General features: G+C 69.0%; 11 protein-coding genes. 10 read left to right on the forward strand and 1 reads right to left on the reverse strand.

Annotated features, from left to right (window positions below; translation table 11 throughout):
* Positions 1-821: 821 nt before the first annotated feature.
* From ACGFNP_RS56935 to ACGFNP_RS56980, 10 genes are all read left to right on the forward strand, one after another.
* On the forward strand, positions 822-2054 hold the full coding sequence (locus tag ACGFNP_RS56935) for an IS110 family transposase (protein WP_393332942.1): 1233 nt from the start codon (positions 822-824) through the stop codon (positions 2052-2054).
* Between the two features lie 592 nt (positions 2055-2646).
* Complete coding sequence (locus ACGFNP_RS56940) at positions 2647-4188, forward strand: ABC transporter substrate-binding protein (protein WP_393332945.1); 1542 nt, start codon at positions 2647-2649, stop codon at positions 4186-4188.
* Positions 4185-5129 (forward strand): ABC transporter permease, encoded by a 945-nt coding sequence (locus ACGFNP_RS56945; protein WP_393332948.1) that lies wholly within the window; start codon positions 4185-4187, stop codon positions 5127-5129. The genes ACGFNP_RS56940 and ACGFNP_RS56945 overlap by 4 nt, the downstream gene beginning before the upstream one ends.
* Positions 5126-5974 (forward strand): ABC transporter permease, encoded by an 849-nt coding sequence (locus tag ACGFNP_RS56950; RefSeq protein ID WP_393332951.1) that lies wholly within the window; start codon positions 5126-5128, stop codon positions 5972-5974. The genes ACGFNP_RS56945 and ACGFNP_RS56950 overlap by 4 nt, the downstream gene beginning before the upstream one ends.
* The gene (locus ACGFNP_RS56955; protein ID WP_393332954.1) at positions 5971-6714 is read left to right on the forward strand and encodes an ABC transporter ATP-binding protein; all 744 of its coding nucleotides are present in this window, start codon (positions 5971-5973) and stop codon (positions 6712-6714) included. Before ACGFNP_RS56950 ends, ACGFNP_RS56955 begins: the two co-directional genes overlap by 4 nt.
* Positions 6711-7520 (forward strand): ABC transporter ATP-binding protein, encoded by an 810-nt coding sequence (locus ACGFNP_RS56960; RefSeq protein ID WP_393332956.1) that lies wholly within the window; start codon positions 6711-6713, stop codon positions 7518-7520. Before ACGFNP_RS56955 ends, ACGFNP_RS56960 begins: the two co-directional genes overlap by 4 nt.
* Positions 7517-8179, forward strand: coding sequence for a TetR/AcrR family transcriptional regulator (locus tag ACGFNP_RS56965; RefSeq protein ID WP_393332958.1), 663 nt, complete (start codon positions 7517-7519; stop codon positions 8177-8179). The genes ACGFNP_RS56960 and ACGFNP_RS56965 overlap by 4 nt, the downstream gene beginning before the upstream one ends.
* On the forward strand, positions 8176-9204 hold the full coding sequence (locus ACGFNP_RS56970; RefSeq protein WP_393332961.1) for an agmatine/peptidylarginine deiminase: 1029 nt from the start codon (positions 8176-8178) through the stop codon (positions 9202-9204). Before ACGFNP_RS56965 ends, ACGFNP_RS56970 begins: the two co-directional genes overlap by 4 nt.
* 15 nt (positions 9205-9219) lie before the next feature.
* Positions 9220-10164, forward strand: coding sequence for a nitrilase-related carbon-nitrogen hydrolase (locus ACGFNP_RS56975; protein WP_393332964.1), 945 nt, complete (start codon positions 9220-9222; stop codon positions 10162-10164).
* The gene (locus tag ACGFNP_RS56980) at positions 10161-11744 is read left to right on the forward strand and encodes an amidohydrolase (protein WP_393332967.1); all 1584 of its coding nucleotides are present in this window, start codon (positions 10161-10163) and stop codon (positions 11742-11744) included. Before ACGFNP_RS56975 ends, ACGFNP_RS56980 begins: the two co-directional genes overlap by 4 nt.
* A gap of 279 nt (positions 11745-12023) precedes the next feature.
* Here the strand turns inward: ACGFNP_RS56980 and ACGFNP_RS56985 are convergent, their stop codons facing one another.
* Positions 12024-13553, reverse strand: a complete 1530-nt coding sequence (locus ACGFNP_RS56985) for a hypothetical protein (RefSeq protein WP_393332969.1) — start codon at positions 13551-13553, stop codon at positions 12024-12026.
* Positions 13554-14046: the final 493 nt, after the last annotated feature.

Below are 14046 nucleotides of genomic sequence, written 5' to 3' on the forward strand. Positions count from 1 at the left end.
CCCCTAACAATGGATCTTGTTCCATAGAGGGGAGCCTTCGGGTGGCACGACCGTCGAAGTTCGGCGAGAAGTTCAAGCGGGATGCGGTGAGGCCCTTCTGGCCCTGGAGCGCGCACCGCGCGATGAGACCTGGCTCAGGCTATTGAACGGCTTGGAGTGGTCCTCTGCTGGCCTGAGACCTTTGAGCGCCTCGCGCCCGCCGGCCAGAGCCGGATGCAACCGCTGCTCCACCTGCGATCGCCCTTCGTTCGTGGGCAAGCATTGGGCGTAGACGCCCGCAAACGATCACTGAAAGCCGTAGACAGCCGGACACACGAAGAGCGCCTCTGGCCCGCATTGTCGCAGTCCAGAGGCCTTCTTGTGCTGGTCCAGCGAGGCGCGCCCTGCAGGATTCGAACCTAATGACTGTGTACGCCCCCGAGTCGCCGTCTCGGGTGCTTGCCCCTGATGCCTCGATTCGAACCGGAGCGTGACTCCTTACCGCAGGCCGTGCGTGATGGGGGCGAGGGCGGGCGGGTGGCAGTCGATGGGGACCGAGTGAATGCCTGTGTCGATACCGGACCTGGAGTCCTGTGCTAAGGCCGTGCGCCTCGGTCCCTCTCGACCGCCACCCACCAGTACTTTTCGCCAGGATCGTGACGTGAGCCAGCCGCAGGAAAGACCGCCTTTTGTCTACCTGGGCCTCGAGCCCTTGCGCAGAACGCGGGCCTGCGGCCGGCTGGGGTCACGAACTGCTGATCGGATGTCGAGCCGTCGAGCTCTCTCATTAGGGCGTGGCGTGCCCCTGCATGGCTCACCTGGAGCAACGATCAACAAAGGAGATGCTGTTAATGGTGACGTGCGGAATCGACTGGGCGGAGAAGCACCACGACATCGCCCTGGTCGACGAGGCCGGCAAGCTGGTGGCCAAACGCCGCATCAGCGACGACGCCGACGGCTGGCGGGCGTTGGTCGACCTGCTGGCCGAACACGGCGACCATCCCGGCGACCCGATTCCGGTGGCGATCGAGACCGGGCGTGGCCTGCTGGTGTCCTGCCTGCGCGCCACCGGCCGCAAGGTGTATGCGATCAACCCGCCGGCCGTGGCCCGCTACCGCGAACGACACACCGTCGCCCGCTCCAAATCCGACCACGCCGACGCCATGACCTTGGCCAACATCTTGCGCGTCGACGCCGACCACCACCGGCCGATGCCCGCCGATTCCGAGCTCGTTCAGGCCATCACCGTCCTGGCCCGGGCGCAACAGGACGCCGTCTGGAACCGTCAGCAGCTGGCCAACCAGCTCCGCTCGCTGCTGCGCGAGTACTTCCCCGCGGCGCTGACCGCCTTCCACGTCAAGAACATCGGCCTGACCTCCCGCGAAGCCCGCGCCGTCCTGCAAGCGGCACCCACCCCGACCGCCGCCGCCCAGCTCACCACCCGCCGCCTGCACGCCCTGCTGCGCTCATCCGGACGCCAGCGCAACATCGACACCTGGACCGAGCGGCTACAGACGCTCTTCCGCCAAGAACACCTTCGCCAGCTCCCGCTGGTCGAGCAAGCTCTTGGCCGCCAGGCCCAAGCCCTGCTGCTGCAGTTGGACGCGGCCTGCCGCGCCGCCGACCAACTCGCCGACGCCACCAGCCAGGCCTTCGGCCAGCACCCCGACGCCGCCATCATCACCAGCTTCCCGGGCCTGGCCGACCTCACCGGTGCCCGGGTGCTGGCCGAACTCGGCGACGACCGCACCCGCTTCGCCGACGCCCGAGCGCTCAAGGCCTACGCCGGCGCGGCCCCCATCACCAGAGCCTCCGGCAAGAGCCTGGTCGTCCATCACCGCAAAGTGAAGAACCAGCGCCTGGCCGCCGCCGGCTACGTCTGGGCCTTCGCCTCCCTCCGAGCACCAGGGCCCAGAGCCCACTACGACAGGCGGCGCGCCGAAGGCGATCGACACTCCAGCGCGCTACGCAACACCTTCAACCGGATGCTCGGCTGCCTGCACCACTGCCTACACAAAGGCGCGACCTACAACGAACACGTCGCCTTCCCGCCGCGGTCGAAGGCAACGGCTTGACAACTTAGGCAGATCGGATGTCTGCGACCGTCGGATTAGAAGCAAGATCTTTTAGTGCCGCCCAGTGCCGTCTCGTGGTAGTTCGTGCCGCCTCCACACATTCTGCGTGTCCGGCAGTACCGGGTCCTGACGACGCGTGACAGGGCGTACGAGCACGCATCGAGCACGGCGGACCTGCCCATGATCATCTCGTCCACCACGACAGGCCATCGTCTCTCACATCGGGTTGAGCTTCTGCGAGAGACAGCCTCTGAGTTCGACATCTGCCATGGCCCGCGACCCGATCCGGTCATAGACCGTGGATCATTGCGCGGTCGCGCTCGCTTGGGGACTCATGCATTGCGACGGTACTGCTCCTCGCCTGGCGGCGGCGTGCGGCCTGCGCTGCCACGGCATCGGTGTCGCACTCCACTGTCGCTCGACGCCAGGACCGGGCTCATGGCGCTCGGCATCGATGGCAGCGCCTGCACGCGGGGCCCGCTCACCTCTCGACTGGTCAGCGAACTTCCCGGCCGGACCTCTTGCGGACCGTGATGCAAGCCATTAGTTTGAATGAACTTTTGAGTGGCGTTCAAATCTGAGGAGACGCTCCATGGCGCACCGTTTCGCACTGGGAGGGAGGCGTGTCCACCTGCTCACGGCGACCGTGCTGGTCGCTGTGCTCTCGCTGTCGAGCTGTGGCACCGTCGCCATCTCGCAGTCGTCCGATCCCGTGTCCGGCGGCACTCTGAACGTGCTGCGGCGCAACCCGTTCGAGGGCTTCGAGCTGGACAAGGAGAGCCTGAACTCAACGTTCCAAATCTCCCAGGCCGTGCTCGAGCCGCTGCTGCGCAGTTCCGCCGACGGCAGGTCGCTGGTGCCAGGTCTGGCTAAGGCGTGGCGCTACAACGCCGCCAACACCGTGCTGACCGTCGAACTCGACCCGTCCGCCACATTCAGTGACGGCCGGCCGGTGACCGCTGACGACGTGGCGTTCTCGGTCGGGGTCTGGAAGTCCGGCGTCAACTATGGCGCGACCTATCGGGTCATCAAGTCCACGAAGGTCGTCGACTCGCGCACCGTCGAGCTGCACCTGGCGAACCCGGACACGACGCTTCCGGCCTTCCTGTCCTGGGCCGCGGCAGGGGTTCTGCCGAAGGACTTCGGCGGGAAGCCGGCCAAGGAGTTCTGGCAGCACCCGGTCGGGGCGGGCCCCTTCGCGGTCGAGAAGTGGAGCACCGAGGGTGAGGTAGTGCTCGCCCGCAACAAGCACTACTACCGCGCGAAGCGGCCCTACCTCGACAAGGTCGTCAGCCAGTACGCCGCCGACCCGAACTCGGTCGGACCTCAGCTACTCTCGGGCCAAGCGGATATGGCTGAGGAACTGCTGCCGGTGACCGCCTCAACGCTGCCGAAAGACCAGGTCGACTCGGCCGAGCCGCATCTGACCAAGGTGTTGTTGATCAACACCAAGATTCCCGGGCTCAGCGACGTGCACGTGCGCCGCGCGATCGGGTACGCGATCGACTACCAGGCGATCCTCAAGTCGGCGTTCAGGGGGTACGGCGACGAGCCGAACGGCGCGCTACCGGCCAACACCGGCAACTGGGCGGCGCCGAGCAAGCCATACTTCCGCCACGATGAGGGACAGGCTACCCAGGAGCTCAATCAGGCGGCCACGAAGCCGGCCAAGCTCACGCTCAGCTACCCCAACGACCCGAGCAGCACGCTCATCGCACAGATCGTTCAGGACAACCTGAAGTCGATCGGCATTACCGTCGAGCTGCAGGCAGGCGACCCGGGCAACAGCTACGCGACGATCTCGTCGGGCAAGTACCAGCTCGGGATCTTCTCCTACAACGCGATCTCCCCGGACATCTCCGACCCGGCGGTGTACGTCGCCGCGACCTCGGGCATGTTCACCGGCTGGGACGGCGGCGCGCTGTTCAAGCTGATCGGGAAGTACGCCGGCACCGCCGACGCTGCGGCGAAGAAGACCGAGGTCACCGCGATGCAGGACCTGCTCGCCGACCAGGCGATGTTCATCGCGCTCAACCAGGGCTCCTCGATCATGGGCGTCCGGCCGGTCGTGCACGGTCTGGAGCAGCTGCCGTGGAGTGCTTACTACCTCGACGGGATCTGGAAGACCTCTTGAACCGTTACGCCTTCGTCTCGCGCCGCGTCCTGAGCCTGGTGCCGTTGCTGCTCGGCATCCTTGCGGTGCTGATGCTGTTGCTGGACCTGACGCCGGGTGACCCGGCCCGCCTGGTGGCCGGGCCGCGGGCCTCCGCCGAAGGGGTCGCCGCGGTGGCCCACGACCTCGGCCTCGACCAGCCCTGGCTGAGCCGCTACCTACACTACGTGGGTCAGGCGGTCACTGGCGACCTCGGCACCTCCTTCAAGAGCGGCCGGCCGGTGCTCTCGGTCATCGGCGACCAGCTGCCGGTGACGCTCACGCTGGCCACCGCGGGCATCCTGCTCGCGCTGATGGTGTGCCTGCCGCTGGCGTTGCTCGCCGCGCGCCGCCCCAACGGTCTCGCCGACCACGTCGTCCGCGCGATCTGCGTGCTGGGTGTCGGGCTGCCGAGCTTCTGGGTGGCGGTGCTGGCGATCCGCTACGTCGCGCTGCCCACCGGCTGGTTCCCGGTCGCCGGCTACGGCGTCGGGCTGGCCGGGCACGCGCGCGCTATGGTGCTGCCCGCGATCGTGGTCGCGGCCTCGATGGCGCCGCCGATGATCCGCAGCCTTCGCGCGGCCCTGATCGAGCTCACCGGCGCCGAGTTCGTGCTGGCCGGTCGCACCCTGGGCTACCGCGGCCGCGACCTGGTACGGGCCTTCCAGCTGCGCAACGCGGTCTCCCCGCTGGTCAGCGTCACCGCCGCCCAGGCGGGGTACGCACTGTTCGGCACCGTCGTGGTCGAGGTCGCGTTCGGGCTGCCCGGCATGGGACTCGGCCTGGCGCTCGCCGCAAGCACCCGGGACTATCCGCTGGTCCAGGGCTACACGCTGGTGTTCGCGGTGCTGGTGGTCCTGCTCTACCTGTTCTCCGACGTCGTCCAGGCCATGGTCGACCCGCGCACCCGGATCACCGCATGACCGCCCCGCTCGCACCCGCGACGTCGGTCCTCCAGATGGCCCAGCCGAAGCGTAACCTCAAGCTCTGGATCGGCCTGGCCATCCTCGCGGTCTACGTGCTCGTCGCCGTGCTCGCGCCGTGGCTGCGCCCGAGCGACCCGCTCCACCAGGATGTCGTCAATGCGCTCCAGGGACCATCCGGCAGCCACCTGCTCGGCACCGACGAGCTCGGCCGCGACGTCCTCAGCAGGATCATCACAGCCACCCGGCTCGACCTCTCCCTGGCCGTGCTCGCCGTGCTGCTGCCGTGCCTGCTCGGCTCCATCCTCGGCCTGCTCGCCGGCTATCTCGGTGGCTGGGTGGACGCGGTCGTGATGCGCTGCAGCGACCTGCTGCAGGCGTTCCCGACGTACATCCTGATGATCGTCCTCGTCTTCAGCCTCGGCCCCGGGATGCGCTCACTGCTGATCAGCTTCACCGTGGTCGGCTGGGTGGTCTACGCCCGGCTGATGCGCGCCGAGGTCGCCCGGATCCGGGACGCCGAGTACGTGGTCGCCGCGATCACCGCCGGCTTCCGGACGCCGCGGATCGTCGTCCGGCACGTGCTGCCCAACGCGTACCGGCAGTCGATGCTCTACCTGAGCTCGGACCTGGTGTTCGCGGTCTCCGCGCTGGCGGCCTTCTCCTTCCTCGGCTTCGGCATCCAGCAGCCCACGCCCGAGTGGGGCAACCTGATCGCCTCCGCGCAGCCCTACCTCGCCGACGCGCCTCGACTGACCCTGGTGCCCGGTGTGGTGATCACCGTGCTCGCGCTCGGACTCGCGCTCGTCGGAGACTACCTCCAGGAACGGACGGGAGAGAGATGAACGTACTGAGCCTGCACGGGCTGAGGGTGTCGCGGCACGTCGACGAACGGCCGCTGGTCGACGGCGTCGACCTCGAGGTGGCGGCCGGCGAGACCGTCGGCATCGTCGGCGAGTCCGGCAGCGGCAAGAGCCTGACCTTGCGCGCGGTCGCGGACATCCTGCCGGCCACACTCGCGGTCGAGGGAGAGGTGCGCCGGTCCGGGCGGATCGCGATGGTGTTCCAGGAGCCGGCGACCGCGCTCAACCCGACGATGCGGGTCGGTGCCCTGGTCGCCCGGACCTGGCGGCGCCACCATGGGTGCGGCAAGAAGGATGCGCGCGTGGCGGCCGTCGGCCTGCTCGAGCAGGTCGGGATCGCCCGCGCCGCCGACCGGATGACCTCGTGGCCGCACGAGCTGTCCGGCGGCATGCGGCAACGGGTGATGATCGCGGCCGCGCTCGCCACCGAGCCCGAGGTGCTGCTCTGCGACGAGCCGACCACCGCGCTCGACGTGCGCGTGCAGGCGCAGATCCTCGACCTGCTCCGCAGCCTGGTCGCCGAGCGCGGCATGGCGCTCGTCTTCGTCAGCCACGACCTCGCCGTGGTCGGCTCCGTCTGCGAGCGGCTGGTGGTGATGCTGCGCGGTCAGATCGTGGAGCACGGCTTGACCCGCGAAGTGCTCCAGGCACCGCAGCACGCGTACACGCGCGAGCTGCTCGGCGCGAACCTGGCCCACCGACTCGCAGAGGCGGCCCGATGAGCGCGCTGATCGAGATCGAGCACGCCACTGTCCGCTTCGGCGGGTCGTCTGCCTGGCGCCGGCTGCTGCCGGGCGGTGCCGGCGGGTCTGCTGAGCCGGTGATCGCCGTCGACGACGTCAGCTTGAGTGTCTCCCGGGGCGCCGCGCTCGGCATCGTCGGCGAGTCCGGGTCGGGCAAGTCGACGCTGATGCGCGCCCTGATGGGCCTGGCCCCGCTGGCCGCCGGCGAGATCCGGTACGACGGTCGCGCGCTCGGCGTGCGCCGGGATGTGGCCACCCGGCGGGCGATCCAGATGGTCTTCCAGGACCCCGGGACCACGCTCAACCCGGCCCGTGACGTCGGCGGCATCCTGGCCGAGCTGCTCGGGGTGCACGGGATGGTGGCGCGCGAGCGGGTCGAGGCCCGGGTGCGTGAGCTGCTCGACCTGGTCCACCTTCCGGCCGACGTGGCGGACCGGCGGCCCGGCCAGCTGTCGGGCGGCCAGAAGCAGCGGGTGGCAATCGCCCGGGCACTCGCGCTCGAGCCACAGGTGCTGATCGCCGACGAGGCCACCAGCGCGCTGGACGTGATCGTGCAGGCGTCCGTGCTGGACCTGCTCGCCGAGCTGCGGCAGTCCACTGAGGTGACCCTGCTGTGCATCACCCACGACCTCGACCTGGTGCGCTACCTGTGCGACGCGACCGTGGTTATGCGAGCCGGGCGGATCGTCGAGGAGGCGCCGGTCAAGCAGCTGTTCGAAGACCCGCAGACCGAGTACACCCGCGAGCTGCTCGCCGCGGTGCCCCGGCTGGAGGTCGCGCCATGAGCAAGGCGGGCCGGGCAAGCGCGCGCCGGCAGGCCAAGCGGGAGGAGATCGCGCGCTCGGCCATCGAGCCGCTGAGCAAGCTCGGCCTGCGCAACGTCACGCTCGCCGACCTCGGCTCGGCGCTCGGGATGTCCGGTGCGCACCTGCTCTACTACTTCGACAGCAAGGTCGACCTGTTCATGGCCGCGCTGCGACTGGTCGAGCAGGACCTGTACGGGCGCGTCCTCGCCGCGTTCGAGACCACGGAGTCCGCGCGCCGCCGCTGGGAGATCCTCGTGGACAAGGGCGCGCCGGTCGGTCTCGGCGACAGCGGCCTGCTGATGTGGCTGGAGGCCTGGTCCGAGGCAGTCCACGACGAGGACATGCGCACGCTGATCAGCGAGCTCGAGCACGACTGGCAGCAGATGCTGGTCGCCACGCTCCGGTACGGCGTCGAGCGCGGCGAGCTGCCCGCGACGTTCGACGTCGACGACATCGCAGAGGGCGTCTCCGCGCTGCTCGACGGCCTGACCATCCGCGTCGTCGTCGGCTACCGCCCGCTCGACCGCGCCGCCGCGATGCGGCTGGTCGACCAGTTCCTCTCCCCGCTGCTGCCGTGGCGGGACCCCCCAGACGAAAACCACACAGAAGAAGACCGCACCGAAAAGGGAGCACAGTGAAGACCCCCGGACCGTGGACCATGCCCGCCGAGACCGCCCCACACGCGGCCACCTGGATGGCCTGGCCCAGCGCGCCGTACACCCTGGGCCACACCGGAGCCGAGGCCGAGCTCGCCCGCACCACCTGGGCCGCGGTCGCCAACACGATCGCCGGCTTCGAGCCGGTGCACGTGCTGGTACCGCCGTCCGAGGCCGAGCACGCCCGGCGGCTGCTCGCCGACGACGTGGTCCGCCACGAGGTTCTCCTCGACGACGCCTGGTACCGCGACATCGGCCCGACATTCGTGGTCGGGCCGGACGGACTCGGCGCAGTCAACTGGGTCTTCAACGGCTGGGGCCGGCAGGACTGGGCGACCTGGGAGCACGACGCCCGGGCGAGCGAGGTGGCCACCGAGCTCAGCGGCGCGACCCGGATCGACTCGCCGCTGGTCAACGAGGGCGGCGGCATCCACACCGACGGCGCCGGCACTTTCCTGGTCACCGAGACCGTGCAGCTCGACCCGCGTCGCAACCCGGGCTGGACGCGCGAGCAGGTCGAGGACGAGCTGGCCCGGACCGTCGGCGCCCAGAAGCTGATCTGGCTGCCGCGCGGTCTGACACGCGACGACGAGCGGTTCGGCACCCGCGGCCACGTCGATATCGTTGCCACCTTCGCCGACCGCGGCGTCGTCCTCGTCCACGATCAGCGCGACACCGACCACCCGGACGCCGCGGTCACCCGGGAGATCCACGCGGTGCTGCGCGAGGCCCGCGGCGCCGACGGCAAGCCGTTCGACCTGGTCTCGCTGCCCGCGCCGACCACGCTGCGCGACGCCGAGGGCTGGGTCGACTACAGCTACGTCAATCACTATGTATGCAACGACGCCGTGATCGCCTGTGCCTTCGACGACCCCTCCGACACCGAGGCCCGCGAGGTGCTCACCGAGGCCTACCCCAGTCGGCACATCGTCCAGATCGACGCCCGCCCGCTCTTCGCCCGCGGCGGCGGCATCCACTGCATCACCCAGCAACAGCCCGCGCTCTGAGGAGACGAGGAACCCGTGCAGCTCCACACCGCCGAACCCCAGAACTCCCCGGCCCGCGTCAAGCCTGGCGCCGGCCGCACACTGACCGTGGGCGTCGTCCAGACGCACTGGCAGGCCGACCCCGCCGCGCACGCCGCCACCCTGACCGAGGGCATCGGGACCGCCGCGCAGGCGGGCGCCCAGGTCGTGTTCCTGCCCGAGCTCACCCTGTCCCGCTACCCGGCGGACAACCCGCCGACCGGCCGCCCCGCCGACCTGGCCGAGCCACTCGAGGGCGGCCCGACGCACACCTTCGCGGCCACCGCGGCTCGGCGTTACGGCGTCCTCGTGCACGCCTCGCTCTACGAGCAGGCAGCCGCACCCGACGACCGCGACGACGGGCTCGGGTTCAACACCGCGATCCTGGTCGCGCCTGACGGCGAGGTGGTCGCGCGCACCCGTAAGCTGCACATCCCGGTCACCGAGGGCTACTTCGAGGACAAGTACTTCCGCGCCGGCCCGGCCGAGCAGCCCTACCCGGTGCACACCGTCGACCTGCCCGGCGTGCCCCGGCTCGGCCTGCCGACCTGCTGGGACCAGTGGTTCCCCGAGCTGGCCCGCGCCTATTCGCTGGCCGGCGCCGAGGTGCTCGCCTACCCGACCGCGATCGGCTCCGAGCCCGACCACCCGGACTTCGACACCCAGCCGATCTGGCAGCACGTGATCGTCGGCAACGGCATCGCCAATGGGCTGTTCATGGCGGTGCCGAACCGCTGGGGCGACGAGGGCCGCATCACCTTCTACGGCTCCTCGTTCATCAGCGACCCCTACGGCCGGGTGCTCGTGGAGGCGCCGCGTGACGCCGACGCCGTCCTGGTCGCCGCGCTCGATCTCGACCAGCGCGCGGACTGGCTCGCGCTCTTCCCGTTCCTGGAGACCCGCCGCCCGGACACCTACGACAGCCTGGTGGCCGCCCGATGACGATCCTGCACATCGCCCGGCTGGTGCACACCCTCGACCCGGCCCACGGCTCGGCGACCGGTGTCCTCGTCGAGGACGGCCGGGTCGTCGCGGTCGGTTCCGCCGCGGACCTGAGCGCCGACCGGGTCATCGACCACGGCGACGCGGTGATCACGCCCGGGCTCGTCGACGGCCACACCCACCCTGTACACGGGCTGGGCATCACCGCCGGCGTCGACCTCTCCACGGCTCGCGATCTTGGCGATGTCCGGGCCGGGCTGGCCTCCGCCCGCGACCGGCTGGAGCCTGGTCAATGGCTGCGCGGCTGGGGGCTGAACCCGATCGTGTTCGCCGGCGTCACCCCGTCTGCAGAGGCGATCGGCCTGGTCGGCGTCCCCGGGATCGTCCTGCTGTACGACGTCCACTCCGCGATCGCGTCCCCGGAGGCATTGCAGATCGCCGGCATCGACGGCCCCCGCGACTTCGCCTCCTCGGCCCGGATCGAATGCGACGCTGATGGCCGGCCCACCGGGTATCTGCTGGAGTCCGAAGCCTCCCGCCTGGTGACGAAGCACCTCCCCGCGCCCATCGCTGAGGAGCTCGCCTCGCGGTTCGGCGAGCTGTTGCGGGCGATGGCCGACTCGGGGCTGACCGGGATGCACGCGATGGACTTCAATGACCCCGCGCACGAGTTGGTCACCCTGCTTGAGGAGCGAGGCGACCTGCCGGTACGGATCGGCTTCAACCCGGTGCTGATGCCCGACCACGACGACCTCGACGTGGTGCTCGCCCCGCAGGGACTCTCGGGGCGGCGCTGGCGGGTCGAGGGCGTGAAGTTGTTCATGGACGGCACCATCGACGGCGGCACCGCCTGGCTGGAGTACGCTGACGCGCACGGCGAGGGCCTGGAACCGCTCTGGCGCGACCTCGACCGCTTCCGGGACGCGCTGACCCGCCTGCACCTGGCCGGGGTCAACTGTGCCGTGCACGCGATCGGTGACCGCGGCATCCGCGAGACCCTGGCGATCTTCGATGATCTGCGCACCCAGTACGGCCCGCTGGCTCGGCACCGGATCGAGCACATCGAGACGCTGCCCGACGAGGTCGTCTCTCGGTTCGGCCACGGTGCCGCAGCGGCCAGCGTGCAGCCACTGCACTGCACCTTCTTCAACCGGCCTGACCGCTCCGACTCCTGGTCGCAGCGACTCGGCGACATCCGGGTCGACCACGGCTTCCGCTGGGGCGAGCTGCGGGCCGCCGGCGCGGTCGTCGCACTAGGGTCCGACTGGCCGATCGCGCCATACGACCCCCGGTGGACGATGGCAGACGCTCAGCTGCGCCGGCACTTCGACCACGCCGACCCGACGCCGTTGCCGTCGTCGTCCTCGGCGCTCACCGCGCTACAGGCTCTGGAGGGCTACACCACGCAGGCGGCGCTCGCCTCGGGTGAGGAGTCGCACCGCGGCCGGCTCGCGCCCGGGTTCGACGCCGACCTGACCGTGTGGGCTGACGACCCGCTCACCGTCGACCCGCAGACGCTCGCGGAACTGCCGGTGGTGACCACCGTCGTGGCCGGCGATCCGGTGGCGCTGACAGCATGATGGCCTGAACGCGGCCCCGCGTGGTAGCGGCGGGAGCCCCTGGGAACTGCGCCCATGTGGTGATGAAGGCGGGCCAGACGCCACTCCTTCGCACAGCCCAGCATGCTCTCCAGCGCCACCGGCTCCGTCTGGTGCGCCTCGGCGACCAAAGCGCTGCTGGGGCGTTCCGCCAGGTCGCACCGCGTACGGCCGAGCCCGGCTTCGCAGCCGGGACACAAGGAGGGCTATGCCGGGACGGCCGGACCGTCCCGGCATAGCCCCCGCCAAGGCTGTCTCGTTTCAGTGACAGCCACCATGGTCGTGAGCATTGGATCCAGCGATCATTCGCATGAAGAGCGGATGCCACTTCCGGCACAAGTCCAGCTCGGTGAAGGTGAAGTCGAGTGGGTCCGACGCGTAGTCGCGGTCGTAGTCGCCGGGGAGGTTGAGGCCGGGAACTGCGGGGATCCAGTCTTCGGACAGCAACGTGTCCGGATCCCCGAACCGCTCGGCCAGCTTCCTGATCTCGGGGTCGTCAAGGGCCTTGAGGCGCCCATTCTCGATGACCGTTACATCGCCATCTGGCGTTCCCTCTGCGACGTACGTCGGGTAGTTGAGATGAACGTGCCAATGCCCCACCTTGAGGCCTTGACGCGCTGCCTCCCGCTCCGGGTCGGCCGAGATCACTGTGCCGAAGCCGATGTGAATGATTCCGCTTCTCGTGCGCTCGTACAGGCCACAGTTGTAACCCTCCGCATATCCCTTGCGGGGGCGATGCACCTTCGGGTTCGTCCCGATCGACGCCTCCCACCACTGCATCAATCCCTTGGTGGTGAACCCGGGGTACTGGACGTCCTCGGTCTCAGCCATGACCCGCCGGAGCTTCTCACCGAACAGGCCGCCGCCGACGATGTCCGTGATCTTCGACCCCTTGATGTGCAGCTCCATACGGGGATAGGGGGCGATGTGGTTCATCGTGCCGGCGATGACACCTTCACCGTCCTCCTGCCCGATGTGGAAGTGTGGCCTGCCCCAGATGTGCCCGGGGAGGTAGGTCTCGCCGTACTCGACGTTGCTCGAGTAATTCCGCACTACATGCTCTCGCCTGTAGAACGTGCGGTCGGCATTCCAGTAGTCGTCATGGTTGGTGAAGCGGAGATCGGTTCCCTCGGGGTCGGTGATGTGAACGGTGCGAGCGGCCCCTACTGCTCGCCAGGTCCACTCGTCGATCGCGGTGAGAAGCTCCCACGGGAACTTGTGCGCTTCGCTCGCGACCATTTCGGGGGTTATGAAAGGGAAGCGCTGGATCTTGATGTTGCGCTCGCGGAGGATGGGCCCGCCGTACCCCATAATGATCTTGTCGTAAGTGCTGGCATCGTCGATCTTCTCCCACTCGTCGATCCAACGAGCCAATTCGGGGGTCCTGGCGAGGTAGTACTCCACCTCGTCGTGTCCCTCCCACTTCGGGATCGGGCCCTTCTCCTCGACCTCGATCGTGTAGTCACAGCCGAACCGCTCAAGTGTGATGCGCGCAGCTTCCACCACCATCGGATGGTGCCAGTTGGTCACCCGAAGCAGGACACGCTCACCCTTCTTCAGGTCCCAGGCCGGCCAGAGACCAGGGCTGTACGGGCGGCGGGCAACCGAGTCGAAGTATGGCAGCAGGTCATCGACAGAAGTGACCTCGCTGAGGTCCGGACAGCGGGCCGGTGGTACGAGATCGGGCCGGATCTTGTCGTTGCCGGGCGCGAACGGGTACGGCTCGCCGGCGTCTGCTTCGGCCTCAACGAACTTCACGGTGCCTCCAGTCCATGTGGTTGGAAGAGTCACTGTGGCTCAAGCCGGCTCGATCGCCCATGCCTGAGCGCGGCTTCCTCCGCATTGCGGATCGTGCATGGAGACGCTGTCGTAGTCGGGCCATGCCTAGCTGAGATACGCGTTCGGACCTGCCGCGACCGTCCGGTCAGGCGCTGGGGCGTGATCTTCGCCGGGTCCGTCGCAGACGCAGGATCTTCCCGACCCCGGCGAGCAGCAGTTGGCTGACAGCGAATGAGATGCCGACGTGCGGAAGCAGGCCCGAGTGATGGCCCCCGCCGTGTGGATGATGGACGGGTAGAAGGTGTATGAGCACCATGAGGAGAGCCCCGGCCGCCAAGCCTGCAGAGGCGCGTCCGATGCCGGCAACATCAGCTCGCGCTACATGCCAGAGGCACCAGGCCGAGACGACGGGTCACGTCCGAGATGCGGTGTAAAAGAGAACGAGCGTAGGTTGCCGTGCTGAACCGACCAAAGTTCGCACTACGCAAGGACCTACGCTCGTGGC

The sequence above is a fragment of the Nonomuraea sp. NPDC049269 genome (assembly GCF_043197155.1).
Taxonomy (GTDB): domain Bacteria; phylum Actinomycetota; class Actinomycetes; order Streptosporangiales; family Streptosporangiaceae; genus Nonomuraea.

What these genes read in the sequence shown, in the direction of transcription:
- ACGFNP_RS56935 (WP_393332942.1), top strand. Translation starts at nt 822, where the DNA reads ATGCTGTTAATGGTGACGTGCGGAATCGACTGGGCGGAGAAGCACCAC.
- ACGFNP_RS56950 (WP_393332951.1), top strand. Translation starts at nt 5,126, where the DNA reads ATGACCGCCCCGCTCGCACCCGCGACGTCGGTCCTCCAGATGGCCCAG.
- ACGFNP_RS56955 (WP_393332954.1), top strand. Translation starts at nt 5,971, where the DNA reads ATGAACGTACTGAGCCTGCACGGGCTGAGGGTGTCGCGGCACGTCGAC.
- ACGFNP_RS56965 (WP_393332958.1), top strand. Translation starts at nt 7,517, where the DNA reads ATGAGCAAGGCGGGCCGGGCAAGCGCGCGCCGGCAGGCCAAGCGGGAG.
- ACGFNP_RS56960 (WP_393332956.1), top strand. Translation starts at nt 6,711, where the DNA reads ATGAGCGCGCTGATCGAGATCGAGCACGCCACTGTCCGCTTCGGCGGG.
- ACGFNP_RS56940 (WP_393332945.1), top strand. Translation starts at nt 2,647, where the DNA reads ATGGCGCACCGTTTCGCACTGGGAGGGAGGCGTGTCCACCTGCTCACG.
- ACGFNP_RS56980 (WP_393332967.1), top strand. Translation starts at nt 10,161, where the DNA reads ATGACGATCCTGCACATCGCCCGGCTGGTGCACACCCTCGACCCGGCC.